Here is a 23,830-nt window from a genome sequence, read left to right on the forward strand (position 1 = left end):
AAACTTTGATCTAACGGTGCATCTTTTTTTGAGCTTGACCCAAGCTATGATAAAATATGATCAGCGAAAAGATACAGGAGGCATAACATGAGTGAAATGCGTTTTAGAGATGAAGATTTTGAAACATTCACAGTTGATGGTTTAGATGAACGAATGACTGTATTAAAAGAAAGAGTCCGTCCAAAGCTTGAGGCACTTGGCGAACATTTTGCACCACTTCTTTCTTCTATTACAGGAGACGAAATGTTTGTACACGTTGCAAAGCATGCTAGAAGATCTGTTAACCCGCCAAATGATACGTGGGTTGCTTTTGCAAACAGTAAGCGCGGATACAAAAAACTCCCTCATTTTCAAATCGGGCTTTGGAAAACACATGTCTTTGTCTGGTTTGCACTCATTTATGAATCTCCAGTAAAAGGTGAGTACGGCCAGCTATTTGAAAAGGAGCTAGACACCATCCAGCAGAAAATACCGCAAGATTTTGTTTGGTCTAAAGATCATATGAAACCAGATGTCATGCGTCACAGCGAACTAGATTCCGAACAGCTGAAAACGCTGTTTGAACGTGTTCAAACAGTCAAGAAAGCCGAGCTTCTTTGCGGCATTCAGCTGCCTAGAGAAGAAGTCGTGCAAATGAATAATGAAGAATTCCTCTCGAAAATCGAAAATGCCTTCCGCACATTGACGTATCTATACCGTTTTACACAGAAAGAATCTGTATGAAAAAACGAGCCCTTTTAGGCTCGTTTTTTACATCCGTATAATAGCAGTCTCTTCTGCTTCTCTAGCTGTTTTCACTGCATGATAAGGGGAATACCCGCTTCCCTTTTCAAACGCCGCACAATGCGTTTTTTCCTCTGCTTTTGATGGCACAACCTCTTTAAATCGTTTATATGCGTCTAATAACTCCTGCTTCGCAATTCCTTTTTCGTAGGCTTTTTCAACAGCCTGAAAAAATGAAATGACCGCAATCTTTTCCTCTGTCGTCCAGTCGACATCCATTGGATATTGATATTCCATTTACTTGTCCCTCACTTTAATACTCATTTCTGATTTGAACTTTTATTATAGCATCTGTTTGTTCAGAAACCGATTGATTTTATGCTTTACATTCCGATCAGTTCATAATATAATTCTTTTGTTTTATGCAATGAAATCTGCTGTAATTGGCACAATAATAGCAGGTATTTCGATGAAGGTGGGAAAGCAATTGTCACAACATGATACACCCTTATACACTGGACTAAAAAAACACGCAGCAACCAATCCAGTCCAATTTCATATTCCAGGCCATAAAAAAGGAGCCGGAATGGATCCTGAATTTAGAGCATTCATTGGCGACAATGCATTAAGCATTGACCTCATTAATATAGAACCTCTCGATGATTTACATTCACCTCGAGGGATGATAAAAGAAGCACAGGAGCTTGCTGCTGAAGCCTTCGGTGCTGATCATACGTTTTTCTCTATTCAAGGAACAAGCGGCGCCATCATGACAATGGTGATGACGGTATGCGGACCTGGAGATAAAATTATCGTTCCTCGTAACGTTCATAAATCAATTATGTCCGCGATTGTATTTTCTGGCGCCATTCCTGTTTTTATTCACCCAGAAATAGACAAAGAGCTTGGCATCTCTCACGGTATTACACCTGAATCAGCCAAAAAGGCGCTCACTGAGCATCCAGATGCGAAAGGTTTACTTGTCATTAATCCAACGTATTTTGGTATTTCAGCAGACTTAAAATCAATCGTAGACATTGCCCATTCATTTGATGTGCCTGTCCTTGTCGATGAAGCACACGGTGTGCATATCCATTTTCATGATGAGCTTCCCCTCTCTGCGATGCAGGCAGGTGCCGACATGGCAGCAACAAGTGTCCATAAACTCGGCGGCTCTCTTACGCAGAGCTCTATTTTAAATATGAAGGAAGGGCTTGTTTCAAAAGACCGCGTGCAATCGATTTTGAGTATGCTGACGACAACATCCACTTCTTATTTGCTCTTAGCGTCACTTGATGTCGCTCGAAAACGATTAGCCACTGAAGGAAAGGCACTTGCAGACGAAGCCATTCGTTTGGCTGAATCAGCGAGAGACCGCTTGAATCAAATTGACGGCATTAGCTGCATTGGCAAGGAAATACTCGATTCAGCTTCTACTTACGATTATGACCCAACGAAATTAATTATTTCCATTAAAGACCTTGGGTTAAACGGACATGATGTCGAAAAATGGCTGAGAGAAAGCTATCGAATTGAAGTAGAGCTCTCTGACCTTTACAATATCTTATGTATCGTAACCCCTGGCGATTCAGATGAGACAATTGATACGCTCGTGACGGCGATGCAGGAAATTGCCGCAGCCTCTACTCGTGACGGCGGCAAACAAGCGGTAACAGAGGTACTGCTACCTGAGATCCCATCGCTTGCTATGACGCCGCGTGACGCCTTTTATGCTACAACAGAAGTCGTTCCTTTTAAGGAAGCAGTCGGCCGCATCACCGCAGAGTTTGTGATGGTGTATCCGCCAGGTATTCCAATTTTTATACCAGGTGAAATTATCACAGAAGAAAATATATCGTATATCTTTAAAAATATTGAAATTGGCCTCCCTGTCCAAGGACCTGAAGATTCAACGCTTGAAATGATCCGTGTGATTAAGGAACAAAAACCAATTTTATAAAAAAGAAACATGCAGCCCCAAATGGAGCTGCATGCTTTTTTTATTTATTCAGAGGCTTCATCACAGCAATGACAGTGACCGCACGTTCCGTATAGCGTTGTCACTTTTTCATTTTCAAATTGATCAATGGTTTCATTGCAATCTTGACAAATAATTGTACCCACGTACATTCCCCTTTTCTTCATTCATAGTTTGAAAGCGTTTGATCTATTTCTTATCTCTATAATATGATGTCACATTTAAGTTGTCAACGGTTAATTGTATGACACATTTAATCATTTTTTATAAATATGTGCTTTTTTCTCATCATATTGAGGGAACGTTTCAATTGTATTTTGCTTCATATCAATTCTGTAACAATTGAGTAACAATCGAAAATTGTCAAAAAGGACATGATACACTAGAGTAACTAACAGGGAACAAGCTCCTAAAAATGTTGGGACAACCCCAAATGATTTTGAGGTGAATAGATTGAATTTTATGAGGACACTTCTCATTATATTCCCCATGCTTTTTGTACTTAGTTCATGCTCATTTGCGTATATCATACCGACTCAGACCGACCAAGTCAGTCATATTCAAAAACCGAGAATTCTCTTTTTTACTGATGCAGAAAACCTTGATAAAGAAAGCCCTTATTATGATGCAGTCCTCGATTTAAAAAATGAATACCCTAAGGAAATGTCAAAAATGATTGTGAAAGAAGATCGTAAAGGCTGGAAAAATGAAGTTGATGAACTGCCGGCTATTTTACTTGTCAATGATGAAAAAGTCATCGTGAAGGTTGAAGGAAATGTTCGCAGTAAACAGGAGATCTTATCGCCCTTATGCCATGCTTTAGACCGCGTCAATACCAACTAATGATATGTACCTTGCACTTATATATAACCATATGAAAAAACCCCTCACCTCATGAGGGGTTTTTCATATGGTGTTCAGGGCGCAAAAAACCCTCTCCATCAAGGAGAGGGTTCATAGGTTTCATTTTACGATGTGGATTGGGCTTCCGATTGCTACTTCAGCCGTTTCCATTGTAATTTCACCTAATGTTGGGTGAGCATGAATTGTCATAGCGATGTCTTCAGCAGTCACTCCAGCTTCGATTGCAAGGCTAAGCTCTGAAATCATATCAGAAGCGCCAACACCTGCGATTTGTGCACCGATAACTAGACCATCCTCTTTACGAGTGATCATTTTCATGAAGCCATCAGTTGCATCAAGAGAAAGTGCACGTCCGTTCGCTGCGAATGGGAATTTCGCTGCAACGATTTCGATTCCTTCTGCTTTTGCTTCTGCTTCAGTGTATCCAACAGTTGCAAGTTCTGGCTCAGAGAATACAACAGCAGGAATACCAAGGTAATCAATTTCAGCTGGCTCTCCAGCAATTGCTTCAGCTGCAATTTTACCTTCGTAAGAAGCTTTGTGTGCAAGTGGTGGTCCATCAACGATGTCACCGATTGCATAGATGTTAGATACGCTTGTACGGCATTGTTTGTCTGTTTTGACAACTCCGCGGTCAGTCAATTCAACACCAACTTGCTCAAGACCAAGCTCATCAGTGTTTGGACGACGACCAACAGTCACAAGTACGTAATCAGCATCAACTGTTTTTTCTTCACCTTTTACTTCGAATGTAACAGTGACACCATCAGATTTTTCTTCAACGCCTTTTGCAAGAGCGTTTGTATGGATTTCAACGTTTCCTTTTTTCTTCAGGTTACGTTTAACCAATGAGCTCATTTGCTTTTCGAAACCTGGAAGGATTTCGTCTCCACCTTCAAGGATCACAACTTCTGTTCCAAAGTTTGCATAAGCAGTACCAAGCTCAGTACCGATGTATCCACCACCGATGACAACTAACTTTTTAGGTACTTCTTTAAGCGCTAAAGCACCAGTTGAGTTGATCACGCGGTCTGTGTATTTAAAAGTAGGCAATTCGATTGGACGAGATCCAGTAGCAAGAATTGCATTTTTGAAAGTGTAAGTCTGTGCTGAATTTTCATCCATTACACGTACAGAGTTGCTGTCTACGAAATAAGCTTCACCTTTAACGATGTCTACTTTATTTCCTTTAAGAAGACCTTGAACTCCACCTGTTAATTTGTTTACAACAGAAGCTTTCCACTCTTGAACTTTTGTGAAATCAACTGTTACGTTTTCAGCTTTGATACCCATGTCTTCAGAATGCTTAGCATTTTCGAAACGATGGCCAGCATTGATTAATGCTTTTGAAGGAATACAACCAACGTTTAGACATACACCGCCAAGTGTTCCTTTTTCAACGATTGTTACTTTTTGTCCAAGCTGTGCAGCACGAATAGCAGCTACATATCCACCAGGACCTGCACCGATGACAAGAGTATCTGTTTCGATTGGGAAATCTCCTACTACCATGACATTACGCCTCCATTAAAATTAATTGTGGATCATTCAATAAACGCTTGATGTGGTTAAGGGCATTTTGCGCAGTAGCTCCGTCAATCATACGGTGGTCAAAGCTTAGGGAAAGAGCTAAGACTGGAGCTGCAACGATTTCGCCATCACGAACAACCGCTTTTTCAGCGATACGGCCAATACCAAGGATCGCTACTTCTGGGTGGTTGATGACTGGAGTAAACCATTGTCCACCAGCAGAACCGATGTTTGTGATTGTGCAAGATGCACCTTTCATTTCAGCTGGAGCCAATTTACCATCACGTGCTTTTGTTGCAAGCTCATTGATTTCGTTAGAAACTTCGAAAATCGCTTTGCGATCTGCATTTTTCACAACTGGAACTAGCAAGCCTTTTTCAGTGTCAGCTGCAATTCCGATGTTGTAGTAATGCTTTTGCACAACTTCATCTGTTTTATCATCGATAGAAGTGTTAAGTACTGGGTACTTTTTCAAAGCAGAAGTTAAAGCTTTTACAACGTAAGGCAAGTAAGTTAACTTGATTCCTTGATCAGCTGCAACTTGTTTGAATTGTTTACGATGTGCAACAAGGTTTGTTACATCAACTTCATCCATTAATGTTACGTGAGGAGCTGTATGCTTAGAGTTCACCATTGCTTTCGCGATTGCTTTGCGGATTCCGCTCATTTTCTCGCGAGTTTCTGGGAATTCTCCTTCAAGAACTGGAGCTGCTGCCGCTTTAGGAGCTACTTCTTCTTTCGCACTTTCAGCTGCTTGAGGTGCTGCTGCTGGAGCTGCAGAACCACCATTAACGAAGCTGTCGATATCTTCTTTTAACACACGTCCGTTTTTACCAGAACCTGCAACTTTGTAAATTTCAACGCCTTTTTCACGAGCATATTTACGTACAGATGGCATAGCGATCACGCGTTTGTTTGGATCAGCATCTACTTGCTCTTGTGCGCCTGCACCAGTTGCTGCTGCCGCTTCTTCTTGTGCTACTTCTTTCTTCTCTGGCTCGTTACCAGCTTCAGCAGTACCTTGTACTTGAGCTTCAGTTTTTGCTTCGCCTTCTTCTTCGCTGCCTTTAAATTGAAGATTTTCGTAACCAGGTGCATCAAACGTAATGATTGTTTGTCCTACAGTTGCAACTGTTCCCTCTTCAACTTTTAATTCTAATACTTTTCCTTTAACAGGTGAAGGAATTTCTACAACTGCTTTATCATTTTGTACCTCTGCTAAAACGTCATCTTCATTAATTTCGTCGTTTGGTTTAACAAACCACTTAACGATCTCACCTTCGTGGATACCTTCTCCGATGTCCGGAAGTTTAAATTCAAATGCCACTGTTTTTCGCCTCCTAGATTTTGTTGAACCCTTGTTGTGTATGTTTACACGGTCATGTAATTGATAAAGGGGAAGAGAAATAAATTCTTTTCCCCTCTGTCATTTAATTAAAATTCAAGAACTTTTTTCGCTGTTTCAAGTACATCTTTATGGTTTGGAAGCCATACGCTCTCAGCTTGAGAGAAAGCAAATACAGTATCAGGTGCAGCTACACGAAGTACTGGTGCTTCCAGGCTAAGGATCGCTCTGTCATTGATTTCAGCTACTACGTTTGCAGCAATACCAGCTTGTTTTTGTGCTTCTTGAACAACGATCGCACGGCCTGTTTTTTCAACAGAAGCGATGATTGTTTCAATATCAAGCGGGCTTACTGTGCGAAGGTCGATAACTTCAGCAGAAACGCCTTCTTTTTCTAGCTCTTCAGCAGCTTTTAGTGATTCGTGAACCATTGCACCGTAAGTGATGATTGAAAGGTCAGTACCTTCACGTTTCACGTCAGCTTTACCGATTTCAATTGTGTACTCTTCTTCAGGAACTTCCTGACGGAAAGAACGATAAAGTTTCATATGCTCAAGGAACACTACAGGATCGTTGTCACGAATTGCAGAAATTAAAAGTCCTTTTGCATCATAAGGTGTTGAAGGAATGACAACCTTGATACCAGGCTGTTGTGCGATAAGACCTTCTAAGCTGTCAGCGTGAAGCTCAGGTGTGTGAACTCCTCCACCGAATGGAGAACGGATTGTCACTGGAGAATGCCAGCGTCCGCCAGAACGGTAACGCATACGAGCCATTTGTCCAGAAACAGAATCTAATACTTCGTAAACGAATCCGAAGAATTGAATTTCCATTACTGGGCGGAATTCTTGTAGTCCAAGGCCAATTGCAAGACCGCCAATACCAGATTCAGCAAGTGGAGTATCGAATACACGATCCTCACCAAACTCTTTTTGCAATCCTTCAGTCGCACGGAATACGCCGCCGTTTTTACCAACGTCTTCTCCGAAAACGAGAACGTTTTCGTCATTTTTCAGTTCTGTGCGTAACGCATCAGTGATCGCTTGAATCATTGTCATTTGCGCCATGGCTTACTTCGACTCCTTCTGTTTGTAAATTTCAAGCTGTTCAACTAAGTTGAATGGTTTCACATCGTACATGTTTTCGATCAAGTCAGTGACTTTTTGCTTAGGCTGTTCGTCAGCTTCTTTGATCGCTTGTTTGATTTGTTCTTTTGCATCTTCGATCACTTTATTCTCTTCTTCTTCAGACCATAGGCCTTTGTTTTCCAAGAATTTGCGGTAGCGTACCAATGGATCTTTTTGCTCCCACTCGTTTTCATCTTCTTTTGTACGATATCTTGTTGGATCGTCACCAGCCATTGTATGTGGGCCGTAACGGAATGTAAGAGTTTCGATTAATGTTGGACCTTCACCATTTACAGCGCGCTCACGAGCTTCAGCAGTTGCTGCATAAACAGCTAATGCATCCATACCGTCAACTTGTACGCCTACGATACCAGCTGCAGCTGCTTTTTGTGCAATTGTTTGTGCAGCAGACTGCTTTTCAACAGGTGTAGAGATCGCATATCTGTTGTTTTGGACAACAAAAATCGCTGGCGCTTTGTAAGCCCCTGCAAAGTTAATACCTTCGTAGAAATCACCTTGTGAAGCTCCACCGTCACCAGTGTAAGTGATTGCAACAGCTTTTTTACCGCGCTTTTTCAAACCAAGAGCTACACCAGCAGCTTGAATGATTTGTGCACCGATAATGATTTGCGGTGAAAGTGCATTCACATCTTCAGGCATTTGGTTACCAACAAAGTGTCCGCGAGAGAACAAGAATGCTTTTGTTAGCGGAAGACCATGCCAGATTAATTGTGGTACATCACGATATCCTGGAAGAATGAAATCTTCTTTCTCAAGTGCAAAGTGAGTTGCAAGCTGAGAAGCCTCTTGTCCAGCTGTTGGCGCATAGAAGCCAAGACGTCCTTGACGGTTCAATGAAATTGAACGTTGATCTAATACACGTGTAAACACCATACGGCGCATTAATTCTTTTAATTGGTCATCTGAAAGATCCGGCATTGCCGCTTCGTTTACGACTTCGCCTTTTTCGTTTAAAATTTGAAACGTTTCAAACTGCTTTTTGATGGCATCAAATTGCTTTTTGCTATCAACAATTGCTTTTTTTGTTTTTGCAGCCATTCTAAAGTCACCTCTTCCTTTCTTTTAACAGTCCATTTGTCGTGAATCCATTTATACATACAGATATAGGATAACCCAAAATACTCATATGACTCCTGTATATAATAGCCACTAAGATCGTTGTCGAAACATAGGTTGACCACTCTTTTTTGAGTCCTTCTAACTGTATTAACGATAGTTCACAAAAAACTAATACAACTTCTGTTAACAAGGAATAGTTTACAACAAGAAAAATAGTCCGTCAATTGATTTAACGGCTTTATTTAAATAAATGTATTCGCTTTACTTTTTATGGTGAACTGTATCAATCTGTTTAACAAACAACCTAATCTGTACTAGTATAGAGTGTACTACTGTACTACAATAGAAAATGTTTGTTTTTGTCGAAAAATAAAAAAAGAGCTGTTTTTCAGCTCTTTTTTGACTCTTGTTCTGCTGCTTTATACAAAGCCTTTTTATGATCATTCAATTGATCTGTATATCGATTGAACTTCTTACTTTCTTTTCTGACTTTGCTATATGAACGATTGACGGTCTTCAGCTTAGACTTCAGCTCTTCATATCCTAGATCCTTTTTCTTAAAAGATTGATACAAATGCTGATCTTGTTTCAGCGCCTTTTGATACTCCTTGTATAGCTGATCATATGATGCATATCGTTTCTCGATCGATTTGACTGTTTGATCTGCTTTCTCTTTTAACTCGGCATCTTGCAATCGTGCGGCAGATTCCTTTACCGTATTCAATTCTTTTTTCGATTCATCCATGCTGTCTTTTTCTGTTTTTAAATGTTCTTCTCGTTTCGCTGCCGATGCTAATGCCTGATCAGAAAGGCTTGACACTGTTTTTGTATGGTCCTTTGTTGTTTGAATCATTTTTGTATACAGCTTCTGCTCTTTTTTCTCATAGCTTTGCAGTGCACCTTGCTCTTTTTCGAAGGAAGCTTCTTTTTCACTCATTTTCGTCATCGCATCCTGCATGTCATTGAATGGATTTTGACCTCCGCATCCTGTCAGCAAAAGGGTACATATCCCCGCTAAAGCAGCACCTGCTTTCATGCTTCTTTTCATCTGTCTCATCACAAGGTCCCCCTTTACATCTCCACATACCACTATAATTTTTATAGGCGTTTGTGACAAGAAAAGAGGTCAGTCAGATGAGACGGAGAAGATTTTTTTCAAGCAATAGGCTCATGACTATACAAATAGTGCATTCATACATAGTTTATATTACACGCTTCGCCTTCACTTATGAGAGGCTGAGTGTATTTCCAAAGGAGGTCAAAAGTATGTCTAATTATAGTCATGGAAGTATGTATGGTGGATACGGCGGTTACGGGTATGGATACGGCGGCGGCTGTTGTTACCCAAGTTATGGCGGTGGATACGGATGCGGATACGGCGGCGGACGTACATTCGCTTTAATCGTTGTGCTTTTCATCCTATTAATCATCGTTGGCGCAGCATTCTTAGGCGGCGGTGGCTGCTGCTAAGGCTGTTTAAGCCTCTGACCGGTCTCAAAGGACCGGTCTTCTTTATTTCATTGCATATGTTGTGTATCATTTTATATACTTTACATACAAAGGAAATAGGAGTGAAGTTTTGTGATTACCATGGATGATATCGTAAGGGACGGACATCCCGTCTTAAGACAAACAGCTGAAGCGGTCGAGCTCCCGCCGACAGAGGAGGAAAAACAGCAATTAGCTGACATGATCGAATTCGTCAAAAACAGTCAGGATGCTGACATTGCTGAAAAATACGGACTAAGACCCGGCGTTGGATTAGCTGCTCCGCAGATCAATATTAGTAAACGGATGATCGCAGTTCACTGTGAGGATGAAGACGGAGAAGAATACAGCTATGCTCTGTTCAACCCGCGTATTGTCAGTCATTCAGTCAAAAGAGCTTATTTAGCTACTGGTGAAGGCTGTTTATCAGTTGATGAAGCCATCCCTGGATTTGTTCCTCGATATCAAAAAATCAGGGTCAAGGCCACAACGCTTGAAGGAGAGGACATTGATATCCGTCTAAAAGGATTCCCTGCTATTGTCTTTCAGCATGAAATTGACCATTTAAATGGCATTATGTTTTATGATCATATTCAAAAGGATCAGCCATTCGCTGAGCCAGAAAACTCTGTTGCGATTGGCAGATCATAACATAAAAAAGAAGACCCCACATCTAAGGGTCTTCTTTTTTATTCTTCAATAAGGCCAAGATGGGTCACTGCATGGAATATGCCGTCCTCATCTACTGGCTTTGTCACAAAATCAGCCAATGCTTTCAGTTCACTCACAGCATTTCCCATCGCAACGCCTGTTCCAGCAAACGAAATCATTTCTCTATCGTTCAGTCCGTCTCCAAAGGCAATGGTATCCTTTTGATCGTAAGGAAGTCTTTCGATGACTCGTTTGATTCCTTCAGCTTTTGATCCGCCTTTTGGCAGAACATCTGTTGACAGCTCATGCCATCTGACAAGGTCAATCTCATTGTAGAATGCCTTATATTGCTCTTCCTCTTCTGCCTTACAAAATAACAGCATTTGAAAAATGTCGTTTTCTTTAAAGAAAGACAAATCGTGCTCAGGATGCTCTGTTTTTAAAGTACCGATTCCTTCATGGATAAACGGATGGTTCGGCACAGACGCCTTCATCGTTTCTTCTCCCATAAAAACAAGCGGATGATCATGACGATCCGCTGTCTCATAAATTCGCTCCATTAACTCCTGCTTCAGCGGATTACCGTAAATAACATCTCCCTCATACATGACATACTGACCGTTATAAGCAATGAATGAGTCAAGCCCTAATTCTTCTAAAATGGGCTGAATCAGAAAAGGAGAACGCCCAGATGCAATAAAGAGATGATGACCTTTTTCTTTTAATAAATGAACCGCTCGCTTCGTTGACTCAGGTATTTTTTTATCATGATCATATAAAGTACCATCGATATCAAAGAAGATGACTTTTTTATTCATATCTCGCCCTCCTGCCCTTTGTTATGTATACACACTCCCTTTCATCATACAGAAAGATTTTCGCTTTCGAAACCAAATCCTTTTGAAAACGCCTATTTTCCCACATATATCCATGTAACATTCATTGGAAACATCATATAATACAAGTATATAGAGAGATCGGAATACGCTGTTTAAGCTTACTTTAAACCGAAAGGAGGCGGCCTGTGATGCTTCGTCGTCTGCGCAAGAAAATTCGAAGACAATGGAAGGACATGCTTCGTAAAAAATCGATTGCTTAAAGGGATCTTTCGCACATTTGCCGAAGGTCCTTTTTTCTCAGAGACTTTTCTTATGCGCGTTTTTTTAATATAATAGAATAAGCGAGTGTAACATACGGTATTTAAGGAGAGATTTGGATGATATATAAGGTATTTTTTCAGGCAAGTACTACTGAGGTACCTGTAAGAGAACACACAGATTCACTATACGTTGAAGCGGTTTCTGAAAGAGACGTACGCGATAAGTTGAAAAAACATAACTACAACATTGAATTCATTCAGCCTGTAGACGGTGCTTTTTTAGACTATGAACGAGAAAGTGAAAATTTTAAAGTATTGGAGCTATGAGAGGAATGAAATTTGTAAAAAACGATCAGGCGGCAGTTTTTGCGCTCGGCGGTTTAGGCGAGATCGGTAAAAACACGTATGGCGTTCAATTTCAAGATGAAATCATTTTAATTGATGCTGGTATTAAGTTTCCTGAAGATGAGCTTCTTGGAATTGACTACGTCATCCCTGACTATACGTACTTAGTTAAAAACGAAGATAAAATCAAAGGTCTTTTCATCACTCACGGACATGAAGATCACATCGGCGGTATCCCTTACCTTCTCAAGCAAGTGAATATTCCAGTTTACGGCGGCAAACTCGCAATCGGCCTACTTCGTAATAAATTGGAAGAGCATGGTCTCTTGAGACAAACAAAACTTCACATTTTTGAAGAAGAAGATACCATCAAATTTAGAAAAACAGCTGTGTCTTTCTTTAGAACGACACACAGTATTCCAGATTCTTATGGAATTGTCGTCAAGACACCTCCTGGTAACATCGTACATACAGGTGATTTCAAGTTTGACTTTACTCCTGTTGGCGAGCCTGCCAATTTAACCAAAATGGCTGAGATCGGAAAAGAAGGCGTACTTTGTCTTTTATCTGATAGTACAAACAGTGAAATCCCAGAATTTACGATGTCTGAAAGACGCGTAGGTGAAAGCATTGATGACATCTTTAGAAAAGTCGACGGACGTATCATCTTTGCCACGTTTGCTTCAAACATTCACAGACTTCAGCAAGTGATTGAGTCTGCTGTTGCCAACGGCAGAAAAGTCGCTGTATTTGGACGCAGTATGGAGTCTGCTATTGATATTGGACAAGATCTTGGCTATATTAAATGTCCAAAAAACACGTTTATCGAACATAATGAAATCAACCGCCTTCCAGCAAACAAAGTAACCATTCTTTGTACTGGTAGCCAGGGTGAACCGATGGCAGCTCTTTCTCGTATTGCGAACGGTACTCACCGCCAGATTTCGATTAACCCTGGAGACACTGTTGTCTTCTCATCTTCACCAATCCCAGGTAACAATATTAGCGTAAGCCGCACCATTAACCAGCTTTATCGTGCAGGCGCTGAGGTCATTCATGGCTCGCTTAATAATATTCATACATCTGGTCACGGCGGACAAGAAGAACAAAAACTGATGCTCCGTTTAATTAAACCAAAATTCTTTATGCCGATTCACGGTGAATACCGCATGCAAAAAACGCATATCAAGCTTGCGAATGACTGCGGCATCCCTGAGGAAAACTGCTTTATCATGGATAACGGTGAAGTTCTTGCACTGAAAGGTGACGAAGCAAGTGTCGCTGGCAAAATTCCATCAGGCAACGTGTATATCGATGGAAGCGGTATTGGCGATATCGGAAACATCGTTTTAAGAGACCGCCGCATTCTTTCTGAAGAGGGTCTTGTCATAGTAGTCGTCAGCATGGACATGAAAGAATTCAAAATCTCTGCTGGACCTGATTTGATCTCAAGAGGTTTTGTCTACATGAGAGAATCTGGAGACCTTATCAACGATGCACAGGATTTAATTTCAAAGCATCTTGAAAAAGTAATGGAACGTAAGACAACTCAGTGGTCTGAAATCAAGAACGAAATTACTGACACTCTTGCACCTTTCCTTTATGAAAAAACAAGACGCCGTCCAATGATCTTACCGATTATTATGGAAGTGTAATCACAAAAAAGAGACACAAGCCGCTTGGCTGTGTCTCTTTTTTTCACCATTCATTGAAAAAACCGCATATATACATATGCGGTTTCTCTTTTTTATGATTGAATTGGGAGATGCTGAAAGCTTCTGACATCAAACAAACCCTTTGTCGTCATTTTCACATCAGGAATGACTGGGAGTGCCAAGAAGGACAGCGTCAAAAATGGATTAAAGTCTAAATTAAAGCCTGTTTCTTTTAACGCTTCATGGAGCGCATGAAGGCTTTCATTTACAAGATGTGCCGGCTGATCTGAAAGTAAACCAGATATCGGTAATGGCAGCGTATGAAGAGACTCGCCATTTTTGACAACAGTCAAACCGCCGCCTGCTTCTTTTAACACGTCAATGGCTTTTACGATATCAGCATCATTTGTGCCAACCGCAATTAAATTGTGAGAATCATGCGCAACCGTTGTTGCAATTGCGCCCTTTTCTAATCCAAAGCCGCTGACAACCCCTATCCCCATTTCAGATAAGCCTTGATGGCGTTCGACAAGCACCATTTTTAATACATCTCTTTCTGTATCACTAGTGAATTGTCCGTTCGTTTCTGAAGGAGAGACTTGTTCTAATTTTGTTTCTAGCTGATTCGGAATAATGCGGATCACATTCATTTTTTGATGAGCTGTGATAGGCAGTGCCAGATCTTGCTCTTGAACGTCTATAGTATGAACAGATTGTAATAATGCTGGACTCGGTGCAATTTTTTCGACACTTGGCTTGTACTCTCCATGCTGCGCCACCAATTCTCCTGCAATAAATACGCTGGTGATGTCGACTTGATGAAGATCAGAGACGAGCATAAAATCAGCATCAAAGCCTGGCGCAATGGCTCCCTTTGTTTTGAGGCCAAAACACTCTGCTGCGTTTAAACTTCCCATTTGATACGCTAAAAATGGGTCTAACCCTTCTTTTATAGACATACGTACTTGTTCGTCAATACTTCCCTCCGACATTAAATCATCTAAATGTTTATCATCGGTACAAAAGAAAAAGCGTCTCGCATTCTTTTCATTCACAGCTGGTAAAACGTTTTTCACGTTTTTGGCAACAGAGCCTTCTCTTAGCATGACATACATGCCTCGTTTTACACGTTCAAGGGCTTCGCTGGCTGTTGTTACCTCATGATCTGTTTGGACACTTGCTGTGCGGTAAACGTTTATTAATCGGTCTGTTAAGCCTGCTAGATGGCCATCAATCAGTTTATGTTCGTTTTGTGCATCAAGCAGCTTTTGAAGCATATCTTCTTCTGCCTGCTCTACACCGACGTAATCCATCACCTCAGCAAGACCAAGAACCTCTTTCTCTTGATACAAAGGTTTTAAATCTTTCGCTTTTAAAACAGCACCTGATCGTTCAAAACTAACTGCCGGTACGCAGGATGGCAGCATGAAATAAATATTTAAGGCAACTTTTCTCGCTTCTTCCAGCATAAAACGGATGCCTGAGATCCCTGACACGTTGGCAATTTCATGCGGGTCTGTTACGACAGTTGTCACACCGTGCGAGACGACAGCTTTGGAGAATTCAGCAGGGGTCACCATAGAGGACTCGATATGAACGTGGCCATCAATAAAACCGGGTACAAGCATTTGACCTGCTGCATCCAGCTCCTGTTCTCCCTCATACTCTCCAATCCCTACTATTTGTCCATTTTCAACAGCGACATCAGCGTCTATCCATTCCTGGTTAAACACGTCCATAACCTTCGCATGTTTAATCACTAGGGCTGCTTTTTTTCTCTTTGCAGCTACTTCAATTTGATGTCTGAAAAGCTCCTTATCCAACGACACTGCCTCCTCCAAGTAAACAATATAATGTTTCTTATCGTAAACGAATCTGTTTGCCCAGTCAATGACATTTAGAGAAAATCATCCAGATAAAAAGGCTGATTTTTATTTCTGAATAGTGATAATTGCACGAAAAATATGATGATTGGCTTTTGCTGTTTATGCAGAACAAAATAGCCCTTTTTTAGTGTCTTCTTCTCTCCTCACTGTCCGTCCTGTGTGTACACAACAATATAAAAAACACCCCGCTCCGGAGTGTTTAATAATCGTTCTGCATTTCTCGTTTTTCAAAGCGTCCAATATCGGCTACTGCCCCGATGACAATCAGAATATCTTCTTTTTGTATCATTTCATCTGCGAGTGGTGAAACAATCACTTCTTTTCCACGCTTTATCGCCACAATATTAATGCCATATCTCGCTCTAATATCGAGATCTAAAAGAGAATGCCCTGCAAGCCTGCTGTTGGCAACGATTTCAATGAGGCTGTACTCATCTGACAGCTCAAGATAATCTAATACGTTGTTGGAGATGATCTTATGTGCAATTCGTCTGCCCATGTCTCGCTCTGGATGAACGATGCGATCGGCCCCAATTTTATTTAGTACCTTTTCGTGATAGTCGTTTTGTGCCTTTACTGTGACCATTTTGACGCCAAGCTCTTTCAGCATAATCGTCGTCAAAATACTGGCCTGAATGTTTTCACCAATCGCAACGATGACATGATCAAAATTACGAATACCGAGATTTTTTAAAACCGATTCGTCTGTCGAATCGCCAATGACCGCATGTGAAGCAATTTTCGCGTATTCGTTCACTCGATCTTCATTCATATCCATGGCCATGACTTCAAGTCCTTCTTCGCTCAGCGCTTTGCAAATACTTCCGCCAAAGCGTCCAAGACCAATGACTGCATATTCCTTTTTCATGTTCAGACTCCTTTTATCTCACTTACCATGCATTTTACTACGGTTTGATTAATGAATCCATATGCGAGCGAATTTTTTTACAGAACGCTTCACTTAAGTAAAGGTCTGCTCCTTTTTCAATTTCACTACGGTAATGACCTGGTGGAGCAATTTCTTCGCTCTTTTGAAGAACAAGAAAGGTTAAACAGTCCTCATATATTTGGTCACCTATTTTAACATCCACAAAAGCTGGACGATATGTGCCCTCATATACGCCTTCTCGTTTGTACAAATATCGAATGGCATCAAAAGGAACCTCATATAAAACGCCCTCTGTTTCTCCGCCGTCTTCTACCATATCGGCTCTTGACCCATCAGGCCTCACCAATGTAAATCTAGTTGTAAAGCCGTTCAGAGCACCACCGCCGATGATTTGTTTAAAATAATGATCGACTTCTGCCAGTTTAAATCTTGCATCATCCATACAAGAGCCATAGGCAAAATAATAGAAGGATGCCGGCCTCTGCTGCCATAGTCTATATTCCTTCCAGCAGCCAGTCTCGATTTCCTTCAGCGCTGATGCCTTCTGTTTTGGTAAAGTGTATGTAATAGCCGCCACCAGCCCCCGGTCTGTCATGACATCGACCACCTGCTTGTCATACCCTTCCTCAAGTAAATCTATCTTATTCAGCGTGCTTGCGGTTACCTCGTACAATTCTCCATATACTGTGCTTGTTTCTTCTGGAACGCACGCAGGGTATCCTTGACCTGTATCATAGATTTTGCCGCTGATCCAAGCTGATTTAGCTAATGGTCTGCTTTCTTTCATATATGTCTCGTGGTGTTCTTCATGCTGCAGAAGCGTCCCATATACAAATAAAGCTTTCGCCTTCATGAAATCACGTCCTCTCGCCTTGCTGCTGTCTGCTTTTTTGACACACAGGTAAATAGATATGAAAAGTTGTACCTTTTCCCAGCTCACTGACCACATCCATCCTACCGTGATGATCTTTTAAAATCGTTGCACAGATGGTGAGGCCAAGTCCCGTCCCTTCTGTTTTCGTGGAGAAGAAAGGATCATAGATTTTCTGAATATCCTCTTCAGACATCCCTTTTCCTTCATCTTGAATGGTAATTTTCCATTCGTTCATCACTTTTTCTGTTGATATGTATATGCTGCCGCCTTCAGGCATTGCCTCAATGGCATTTTTGATTAAATTAATGAACAGCTGCTTCATTTGGTTAGCGTCTGCTAATATAGCTCCGGCATCCTGCTTTTTAAATGGCTGTTTGAGATCAATATTCGAAAGGACTGCATTGGTTTTTAGCAATGTAATGACCTGCTCTAACAGTCCATGAAGCTGAACTTCTTGAAAATGGACCGACTGCGGCTTTGCCAGCACAAGCAGTTCACTTAAAACAAAATCAATCCGTTTAATTTCGGAAAAGATAATGTCAAAATAATCGGTTCTTTCAGGATATTGAGTTTTCATTAGCTGCAAAAAGCCGTTTACTGAGGTCAGCGGATTTCTGACTTCATGGGCGATTCCAGCGGCGATTTGTCCTGCAACGGCCAGCTTTTGCGCCTGCATTTGCAATTGTTGATTTGACCTTTCAAGCTCAAGCTTTGCCAGCTTTTGTTTTGTAATATCTGCAACTGTTCCTATACCTCCAGTAAACTGGTGCTCTTCATCAAAGTAGAGCTTATAATGAACGTCTCCCCATACTTTCTTTCCCTCTTTATGAAGAAGCTGGAGCTCGATCCGTCCTGAATCTTTATGCTCTTTGATGACAGATGACAAATGCTGAATAACTCTTTCTTCTTGATCAAAGTACTGATTGTACATCGTACCTAGACATTCATCTATGTCATAGCCGGTCATTTGTTTCCATGCTTGATTTAAGAAAATGATGTGCCCTTTTTCATCTGTTTCAAAGACGATTTCCTGCAAGTTATCTGTAATTCGATTCAGCCGCTCTGTCAGTTCGTGTGCTTCTTTTTCTCTTTTATTTAGATCTGACACAAGCAAAGTCAAGCGGTCTACATACCCTGAGACAACCCAGATCCCTGCTAACACAACGACTGTAAAGGCTAAATCGAGCGGCCAATTAATTTGATAGCCGCCTAGATAATAAAAGAAATCCCAGCTTATGATTAAGATAAATGCAAGAACAGATAACACGATCCGCACTTGATATGTTTTGTTCAAATGATTCCACCTGCCGCCCTGAGATTCTTTGTCAATTGTACCATTTTCCACTTATTTTTTGAGGGAGATGGGGCATTTTTAAGGAACTTTTTTAAAGAAAAATAGCCTGTTCTCAGCACAAAGGAAGAGATCAGGCTATTTCAATTACTGCTGAAGAGCTTCTTGCAGCTCTTTTAACAGCAGTTCTGCGCCTTCAGCGCTTAATGTAATTTGACCATTTCCGTATTCATGGTTCTCTGATGTAATCTCACCAGTCATGAGACAAACACCCTCTGGCTGATATTTTTTCAAGACGATTTTATCTCCATCTATAAAAAATTCCATACTGTCTTTAATAGCGATATCAAGTGCTCTTCTCAATTCGATTGGCATGACAATACGCCCTAGTTCGTCTACTTTTCTTACGACTCCGATAGATTTCAATTTCGTTCCCTCTTTCTTTCATTAGCTCAAGATCAATCTGTTTTTCACCAATTGATATATCGTAGACGTAAGAGATTCTGAAAAGGTTTCTCCTCTATAAAAATTTTTTTCATAAAAGAAAAAACAAAGGGAAAATTTATTGTGATTGTCAAAATGATACTTGAATTTTACAGATTCATTTCAAGGTGATCACAAACCCCCACAAATGACATCAACCCTCTGAACTTTTAAATGTAAAATTGTTTAAAACAGCAAAAATAGAGATTGGGTGAAAACATGTTTCAAAATGCCGAAATTGGAATTGATTTAGGAACAGCTAACATATTGGTTTATAGTAAAAATAAGGGAATTATTTTAAATGAACCGTCCGTCGTGGCAGTCGATACAGAAACAAAGACTGTACTTGCCGTCGGATCAGAAGCAAAAGAAATGATCGGGAAAACACCTGGGAAAATTGTTGCGATCCGTCCGATGAAAGACGGTGTTATCGCTGATTATGATATGACAACAGATTTACTTAAACAAATCATGAAAAAAGCAGGAAAAAATATCGGGTTTACCTTCAGGAAGCCAACTGTCGTTGTATGTACACCTTCTGGTTCAACCGCTGTTGAGCGCCGCGCCATCAGCGATGCTGTGAAAAACTGCGGAGCAAAACATGTGCATTTAATTGAAGAACCTGTTGCAGCTGCAATCGGTGCTGATCTTCCGGTAGACGAGCCTGTTGCGAACGTCGTAGTCGATATTGGCGGCGGAACAACAGAAGTTGCGATTATTTCATTTGGCGGCGTTGTTTCTTGTCATTCGATCCGAATTGGCGGCGATCAGCTGGATGAAGATATCATTACGTTTGTCAGAAAGAAATATAACCTATTAATCGGCGAACGGACTGCCGAGCAGGTGAAAATGGAAATTGGGTATGGTCTTATTGAGCATGAGCCTGAATCATTAGAAGTGCGCGGGCGCGACCTTGTAACAGGTCTGCCAAAAACGATCACACTTGTCTCTCATGAAATTCAAGGCGCCATGCGAGAATCACTTCTTCATATTTTAGAAGCGATTCGTGCCACATTAGAGGACAGCCCTCCAGAGCTAAGCGGAGATATTGTAGACCGCGGCGTCATTTTAACTGGCGGAGGCGCTCTTTTAAATGGAATTCAAGAATGGCTTTCTCAAGAGATTGTTGTTCCAGTTCATATTGCAGCTAATCCACTTGAGTCTGTTGCCATTGGAACAGGTCGTTCATTAGAAGTGATCGACAAATTGCAAAAAACTTTAAAATAATCTTCTTGTTCTACTTCTTTTTTCGTCATTTCGATCATATCGTGAGAAATGGATAAACGTGAAGGAGGAAGAACATGTTGCTTGATTTAGGTAAACGGGTCGTTGTCACAGTCATTTTAACGGGTATTATTTTAGGAGGAATGAGCCTGTCGTTTTCACATATGCCGCCTTCTAATGCACAGCCTGTGAAACAACTGAACCGCTAAAAAAGCCGCACGAAAGCGGCTTTTTTATTTTGGCTTTAAGCGTGCTCCCCATTTTCCTTTTCGGTCATAAATCTGATATGATGAACATGACTAAAGGAGGGTTTTTTATGAGTTCATTTGAAAAACAACTTGATCAATATGCCAAGACCATCGTTGAAGTCGGTGTGAATGTACAAAAGGGGCAGGAAGTAGTTGTATCCGCATTTACTGAATCTGCACACCTTGTTCGTCTTGTCGCGAAACACGCGTATGAGCGCGGGGCGAAAAACGTACATATCCGCTGGAGTGATGGTGTTCTCACCCGTTTAAAATTTGAACATGCGCCACAGGATGTCTTTGAGCAATTCCCAGAATGGGAAGCACAGATGATGGAAACCATCGCAAAACGCGGCGGTGCTTTTATTACCATCCTGTCAGAAAGCCCTGACCTTCTGCGAGGCATTGATTCGAAAAAAATCGCTGCACAGCAAAAAGCTGCTGGTTCAGCACTACATACATATCGTCAATACGTTCAATCTGACAAAGTCGCTTGGACGGTCGTAGGTGCTGCATCAAAAGAATGGGCGAAAAAGATTTTCCCTGATCATACAGATGAAGAAGCTGTCACTTTATTGTGGGATCAAATCTTTAAAGTCGCACGCGCTGATCAAGCAGATCCTGTTGAGGCTTGGAAAAAGCATGATGCGTCATTAAATGAAAAGGTCAAAATACTCAATGAACGTCACTACCATAAGCTTCATTATGAAGCACCGGGCACAGACCTAACGATTGAGCTTCCAGTGCAGCATATTTGGGTAGGTGCTGGCAGCGTAAGTGAACGCGGCGTCTCGTTCATGGCCAACATGCCGACAGAAGAAGTCTTTACCGTACCGAAAAAAGACGGTGTAAATGGGACCGTCTCAAGCACTAAGCCGCTCAGCTATGCCGGAAACATCATTGATGAATTTTCATTAACCTTTGAAAATGGCCGGATTGTGGATGTGAAAGCAAAAGAAGGCGAAGATATTTTAAAATCTCTCGTTGAAACAGATGAAGGCTCTCATTATCTAGGTGAGGTTGCCCTCGTACCAGATGATTCACCAATTTCTAATTCCAATATTCTTTATTACAATACACTTTACGATGAAAATGCATCAAATCACCTTGCGATCGGCAGCGGATATGCGTTTAATATCGAAGGCGGAAAAGAAATGAAACGAGAAGAATTGGATGCAGCGGGTGTGAACAGCAGTATTACACACGTTGATTTCATGATTGGTTCAAAGGAAATGAATATTGACGGGATTACAAAAGACGGGAAACGCGAACCGATCTTCCGAAATGGAAACTGGGCGATTTAATCAAAAAAAGACATCCTATGGATGTCTTTTCTTTGTTATGCGTAAAGCTCTTCAAGTCTTTTTTGGATGTCTTGATCTGATAAGAACTCATCATATGTTGTTTGTTTATCGACGATGCCATTTGGCGTCACTTCGATAATTCGGTTTGCGACTGTTTCAACAAACTGATGGTCATGAGATGAGAAGAGCATTGCTCCTTTAAAGCTCATGAGGCCGTTATTCAGCGCTGTAATGGATTCTAGGTCTAAGTGGTTCGTTGGCTCATCCAGCAGCAAAATATTCGCTCCAGACAGCATCATTTTTGATAACATACAACGAACCTTTTCTCCTCCTGATAAGACACTTGCTTTTTTCTTCACTTCTTCCCCAGAGAAAAGCATACGTCCTAAGAAACCACGCAGGAAGCTCTCACTTTGATCGTTCGGAGAATATTGACGAAGCCAATCAACGAGATCAACATCGTTTCCTTCAAAATATTCACTATTGTCTTTCGGGAAAAAGGCTTGTGACGTTGTGACACCCCATTTAAATGATCCGTTGTCTGGCTCCATTTCACCAGCAAGGATCTTAAATAAAGTGGACACAGCAAGCTCATTACGACTTAAGAACGCAATTTTATCTTCACGGTTCATAATAAAGCTGACATTATCAAGTACTTTCACACCGTCAATTGTTTTTGATAGACCTTCTACTTGAAGGACATCATTTCCGATTTCGCGCTCTGGCGCAAAATGAACATATGGATATTTACGTGAAGACGGCTTAATATCGTCTAAAGAGATTTTATCAAGCAATTTCTTTCTTGATGTCGCTTGCTTCGATTTAGAAGCGTTCGCACTAAACCGGGCAACGAATTCTTGAAGCTGCTTAATTTGTTCTTCTTTTTTCTTATTTGCTTCTTGGCTTAGTTTCAGCGCTAACTGGCTGGACTCATACCAAAAGTCATAGTTACCGACGTATACTTGGATTTTTCCGAAATCAAGGTCCGCAATATGTGTACATACTTTGTTTAAGAAATGACGATCATGCGAAACGACGATGACGGTATTTTCAAAGTTAATGAGGAACTCTTCGAGCCACTGGATCGCTTGTAAGTCCAAGTGGTTCGTTGGCTCATCGAGAAGAAGAACGTCAGGCTTGCCAAATAAAGCTTGAGCTAAAAGTACTTTTACCTTTTCAGAACCGCCAAGCTCAGACATTTTCTTCGATTGAAGGCTTTCTGGAATGCCAAGACCCTTTAATAGGATCGCTGCTTCACTTTCAGCTTCCCATCCGTTTAATTCAGCAAACTCACCTTCAAGCTCGGCTGCACGAATCCCGTCTTCATCTGAGAAATCAGGTTTCATATAGATCGCATCTTTCTCCTGCATCACGTCATATAGACGTTTGTGACCCATGATGACGACTTTTAGCACTTCAAACTCTTCGTATTCAAAGTGGTTCTGTTTTAAAATCGCTAAACGCTCACCAGGGCTCATATGAACATCACCCGTTTGAGCCTCAATTTCTCCAGAAAGAATCTTTAGGAACGTTGATTTACCAGCTCCATTGGCACCAATTAATCCGTAGCAGTTGCCAGGAGTGAATTTAATATTTACTTCTTCAAATAGTTTACGATCAGCAAAGCGCAAACTAACATTATTTACTGCAATCATTTATTAATCCTCCATCACTCATTCATCATTATGAAGTATAACATGAATAACGTTTGATAGAAACGTCTCTCGCTAAGAACGAAGGCTTTTTGTC

At 41.0% G+C, this 23,830-nt stretch carries 24 protein-coding genes; 10 read left to right on the plus strand and 14 right to left on the minus strand.

Going from position 1 to position 23,830, the window contains the following annotated elements; all coding sequences use genetic code 11:
• Nucleotides 1-87: 87 nt before the first annotated feature.
• Nucleotides 88-723, plus strand: coding sequence for a DUF1054 domain-containing protein (locus AMR95_RS05230; protein WP_024426894.1), 636 nt, complete (start codon nt 88-90; stop codon nt 721-723).
• Between the two features lie 27 nt (nt 724-750).
• On the opposite strand, the gene AMR95_RS05235 is transcribed toward AMR95_RS05230, so the two are convergent.
• On the minus strand, nt 751-1,020 hold the full coding sequence (locus tag AMR95_RS05235; protein ID WP_039178240.1) for a UPF0223 family protein: 270 nt from the start codon (nt 1,018-1,020) through the stop codon (nt 751-753).
• A 190-nt stretch (nt 1,021-1,210) separates the two neighbouring features.
• Here AMR95_RS05235 and AMR95_RS05240 point away from each other — a divergent pair, with 190 nt between their 5' ends.
• Nucleotides 1,211-2,683, plus strand: coding sequence for an aminotransferase class I/II-fold pyridoxal phosphate-dependent enzyme (locus AMR95_RS05240; RefSeq protein ID WP_156414534.1), 1,473 nt, complete (start codon nt 1,211-1,213; stop codon nt 2,681-2,683).
• 44 nt (nt 2,684-2,727) lie between these two features.
• Here the strand turns inward: AMR95_RS05240 and AMR95_RS18740 are convergent, their stop codons facing one another.
• Nucleotides 2,728-2,847 (minus strand): GapA-binding peptide SR1P, encoded by a 120-nt coding sequence (locus AMR95_RS18740; RefSeq protein WP_003212464.1) that lies wholly within the window; start codon nt 2,845-2,847, stop codon nt 2,728-2,730.
• Between the two features lie 316 nt (nt 2,848-3,163).
• Between AMR95_RS18740 and AMR95_RS05250 the strand changes: the two genes are divergently transcribed.
• On the plus strand, nt 3,164-3,544 hold the full coding sequence (locus AMR95_RS05250; RefSeq protein WP_224929246.1) for a hypothetical protein: 381 nt from the start codon (nt 3,164-3,166) through the stop codon (nt 3,542-3,544).
• Nucleotides 3,545-3,664: 120 nt separating this feature from the next.
• Here the strand turns inward: AMR95_RS05250 and lpdA are convergent, their stop codons facing one another.
• The 5 genes from lpdA to AMR95_RS05275 form a co-directional block, all read right to left on the minus strand.
• Complete coding sequence (gene lpdA / locus AMR95_RS05255) at nt 3,665-5,077, minus strand: dihydrolipoyl dehydrogenase (RefSeq protein ID WP_039178233.1); 1,413 nt, start codon at nt 5,075-5,077, stop codon at nt 3,665-3,667.
• A gap of 4 nt (nt 5,078-5,081) precedes the next feature.
• Nucleotides 5,082-6,422, minus strand: coding sequence for a dihydrolipoamide acetyltransferase family protein (locus tag AMR95_RS05260; RefSeq protein ID WP_058837759.1), 1,341 nt, complete (start codon nt 6,420-6,422; stop codon nt 5,082-5,084).
• Nucleotides 6,423-6,529: 107 nt separating this feature from the next.
• Nucleotides 6,530-7,507, minus strand: a complete 978-nt coding sequence (gene pdhB / locus AMR95_RS05265) for a pyruvate dehydrogenase complex E1 component subunit beta (protein WP_039178226.1) — start codon at nt 7,505-7,507, stop codon at nt 6,530-6,532.
• Between the two features lie 3 nt (nt 7,508-7,510).
• Nucleotides 7,511-8,626 (minus strand): pyruvate dehydrogenase (acetyl-transferring) E1 component subunit alpha, encoded by a 1,116-nt coding sequence (pdhA, locus tag AMR95_RS05270; protein ID WP_024424754.1) that lies wholly within the window; start codon nt 8,624-8,626, stop codon nt 7,511-7,513.
• A 409-nt stretch (nt 8,627-9,035) separates the two neighbouring features.
• Nucleotides 9,036-9,704: a YkyA family protein gene (locus AMR95_RS05275; protein ID WP_058837760.1), complete on the minus strand. Its 669-nt coding sequence runs from the start codon at nt 9,702-9,704 to the stop codon at nt 9,036-9,038.
• Nucleotides 9,705-9,937: 233 nt separating this feature from the next.
• Here AMR95_RS05275 and AMR95_RS05280 point away from each other — a divergent pair, with 233 nt between their 5' ends.
• Together AMR95_RS05280 and def are read left to right on the plus strand one after the other, a co-directional pair.
• Nucleotides 9,938-10,117, plus strand: coding sequence for a YjcZ family sporulation protein (locus AMR95_RS05280; RefSeq protein ID WP_026050085.1), 180 nt, complete (start codon nt 9,938-9,940; stop codon nt 10,115-10,117).
• A 111-nt stretch (nt 10,118-10,228) separates the two neighbouring features.
• Nucleotides 10,229-10,786: a peptide deformylase gene (gene def / locus AMR95_RS05285; RefSeq protein WP_024424751.1), complete on the plus strand. Its 558-nt coding sequence runs from the start codon at nt 10,229-10,231 to the stop codon at nt 10,784-10,786.
• A 38-nt stretch (nt 10,787-10,824) separates the two neighbouring features.
• Here def and AMR95_RS05290 read toward each other — a convergent pair whose 3' ends face one another.
• Nucleotides 10,825-11,604, minus strand: a complete 780-nt coding sequence (locus AMR95_RS05290; protein ID WP_058837761.1) for a Cof-type HAD-IIB family hydrolase — start codon at nt 11,602-11,604, stop codon at nt 10,825-10,827.
• A gap of 398 nt (nt 11,605-12,002) precedes the next feature.
• On the opposite strand from AMR95_RS05290, the gene AMR95_RS05295 reads away from it, so the two are divergent.
• On the plus strand, nt 12,003-12,212 hold the full coding sequence (locus AMR95_RS05295) for a DNA-dependent RNA polymerase subunit epsilon (protein WP_008345114.1): 210 nt from the start codon (nt 12,003-12,005) through the stop codon (nt 12,210-12,212).
• A 5-nt stretch (nt 12,213-12,217) separates the two neighbouring features.
• On the plus strand, nt 12,218-13,885 hold the full coding sequence (gene rnjA, locus AMR95_RS05300; protein ID WP_012009818.1) for a ribonuclease J1: 1,668 nt from the start codon (nt 12,218-12,220) through the stop codon (nt 13,883-13,885).
• A gap of 92 nt (nt 13,886-13,977) precedes the next feature.
• Here the strand turns inward: rnjA and ade are convergent, their stop codons facing one another.
• From ade to AMR95_RS05325, 5 genes are all read right to left on the minus strand, one after another.
• A complete protein-coding gene (ade, locus tag AMR95_RS05305; protein ID WP_058837762.1) occupies nt 13,978-15,708 on the minus strand; it encodes an adenine deaminase in 1,731 nt (576 codons plus the stop codon).
• A gap of 262 nt (nt 15,709-15,970) precedes the next feature.
• Complete coding sequence (locus tag AMR95_RS05310) at nt 15,971-16,639, minus strand: potassium channel family protein (RefSeq protein WP_008345123.1); 669 nt, start codon at nt 16,637-16,639, stop codon at nt 15,971-15,973.
• Between the two features lie 37 nt (nt 16,640-16,676).
• Nucleotides 16,677-17,513: a gamma-glutamylcyclotransferase gene (locus AMR95_RS05315; RefSeq protein WP_058837763.1), complete on the minus strand. Its 837-nt coding sequence runs from the start codon at nt 17,511-17,513 to the stop codon at nt 16,677-16,679.
• Nucleotides 17,514-17,517: 4 nt separating this feature from the next.
• A complete protein-coding gene (locus tag AMR95_RS05320; RefSeq protein WP_058837764.1) occupies nt 17,518-18,828 on the minus strand; it encodes an ATP-binding protein in 1,311 nt (436 codons plus the stop codon).
• A gap of 144 nt (nt 18,829-18,972) precedes the next feature.
• A complete protein-coding gene (locus AMR95_RS05325) occupies nt 18,973-19,251 on the minus strand; it encodes an AbrB/MazE/SpoVT family DNA-binding domain-containing protein (RefSeq protein WP_017359400.1) in 279 nt (92 codons plus the stop codon).
• A 276-nt stretch (nt 19,252-19,527) separates the two neighbouring features.
• Between AMR95_RS05325 and mreBH the strand changes: the two genes are divergently transcribed.
• The 3 genes from mreBH to AMR95_RS05335 all read left to right on the plus strand — a co-directional run bounded on the left by mreBH (nt 19,528) and on the right by AMR95_RS05335 (nt 22,081).
• On the plus strand, nt 19,528-20,535 hold the full coding sequence (gene mreBH / locus AMR95_RS05330; protein WP_024424745.1) for a rod-share determining protein MreBH: 1,008 nt from the start codon (nt 19,528-19,530) through the stop codon (nt 20,533-20,535).
• Between the two features lie 74 nt (nt 20,536-20,609).
• Nucleotides 20,610-20,741: a protein YkpC gene (locus tag AMR95_RS19200; protein WP_003210922.1), complete on the plus strand. Its 132-nt coding sequence runs from the start codon at nt 20,610-20,612 to the stop codon at nt 20,739-20,741.
• A 107-nt stretch (nt 20,742-20,848) separates the two neighbouring features.
• A complete protein-coding gene (locus tag AMR95_RS05335; RefSeq protein ID WP_058837765.1) occupies nt 20,849-22,081 on the plus strand; it encodes an aminopeptidase in 1,233 nt (410 codons plus the stop codon).
• A 35-nt stretch (nt 22,082-22,116) separates the two neighbouring features.
• Here AMR95_RS05335 and AMR95_RS05340 read toward each other — a convergent pair whose 3' ends face one another.
• Nucleotides 22,117-23,736 (minus strand): ABC-F family ATP-binding cassette domain-containing protein, encoded by a 1,620-nt coding sequence (locus tag AMR95_RS05340; protein WP_058837766.1) that lies wholly within the window; start codon nt 23,734-23,736, stop codon nt 22,117-22,119.
• Nucleotides 23,737-23,830: the final 94 nt, after the last annotated feature.

The sequence above is a fragment of the Bacillus sp. G1(2015b) genome (genome assembly GCF_001482475.1).
GTDB classification, from domain to species: Bacteria; Bacillota; Bacilli; order Bacillales; family Bacillaceae; genus Bacillus; species Bacillus safensis.

What these genes read in the sequence shown, in the direction of transcription:
- AMR95_RS05235 (WP_039178240.1), bottom strand. Translation starts at nt 1,020, where the DNA reads ATGGAATATCAATATCCAATGGATGTCGACTGGACGACAGAGGAAAAG.
- AMR95_RS05315 (WP_058837763.1), bottom strand. Translation starts at nt 17,513, where the DNA reads ATGAAGGCGAAAGCTTTATTTGTATATGGGACGCTTCTGCAGCATGAA.
- AMR95_RS05250 (WP_224929246.1), top strand. Translation starts at nt 3,164, where the DNA reads ATGAGGACACTTCTCATTATATTCCCCATGCTTTTTGTACTTAGTTCA.
- mreBH (WP_024424745.1), top strand. Translation starts at nt 19,528, where the DNA reads ATGTTTCAAAATGCCGAAATTGGAATTGATTTAGGAACAGCTAACATA.
- rnjA (WP_012009818.1), top strand. Translation starts at nt 12,218, where the DNA reads ATGAAATTTGTAAAAAACGATCAGGCGGCAGTTTTTGCGCTCGGCGGT.
- AMR95_RS19200 (WP_003210922.1), top strand. Translation starts at nt 20,610, where the DNA reads ATGTTGCTTGATTTAGGTAAACGGGTCGTTGTCACAGTCATTTTAACG.
- AMR95_RS05280 (WP_026050085.1), top strand. Translation starts at nt 9,938, where the DNA reads ATGTATGGTGGATACGGCGGTTACGGGTATGGATACGGCGGCGGCTGT.
- AMR95_RS05295 (WP_008345114.1), top strand. Translation starts at nt 12,003, where the DNA reads ATGATATATAAGGTATTTTTTCAGGCAAGTACTACTGAGGTACCTGTA.
- AMR95_RS05310 (WP_008345123.1), bottom strand. Translation starts at nt 16,639, where the DNA reads ATGAAAAAGGAATATGCAGTCATTGGTCTTGGACGCTTTGGCGGAAGT.
- AMR95_RS05275 (WP_058837760.1), bottom strand. Translation starts at nt 9,704, where the DNA reads ATGAGACAGATGAAAAGAAGCATGAAAGCAGGTGCTGCTTTAGCGGGG.
- pdhB (WP_039178226.1), bottom strand. Translation starts at nt 7,507, where the DNA reads ATGGCGCAAATGACAATGATTCAAGCGATCACTGATGCGTTACGCACA.
- lpdA (WP_039178233.1), bottom strand. Translation starts at nt 5,077, where the DNA reads ATGGTAGTAGGAGATTTCCCAATCGAAACAGATACTCTTGTCATCGGT.
- AMR95_RS05340 (WP_058837766.1), bottom strand. Translation starts at nt 23,736, where the DNA reads ATGATTGCAGTAAATAATGTTAGTTTGCGCTTTGCTGATCGTAAACTA.
- pdhA (WP_024424754.1), bottom strand. Translation starts at nt 8,626, where the DNA reads ATGGCTGCAAAAACAAAAAAAGCAATTGTTGATAGCAAAAAGCAATTT.
- AMR95_RS05290 (WP_058837761.1), bottom strand. Translation starts at nt 11,604, where the DNA reads ATGAATAAAAAAGTCATCTTCTTTGATATCGATGGTACTTTATATGAT.
- AMR95_RS05230 (WP_024426894.1), top strand. Translation starts at nt 88, where the DNA reads ATGAGTGAAATGCGTTTTAGAGATGAAGATTTTGAAACATTCACAGTT.
- AMR95_RS05335 (WP_058837765.1), top strand. Translation starts at nt 20,849, where the DNA reads ATGAGTTCATTTGAAAAACAACTTGATCAATATGCCAAGACCATCGTT.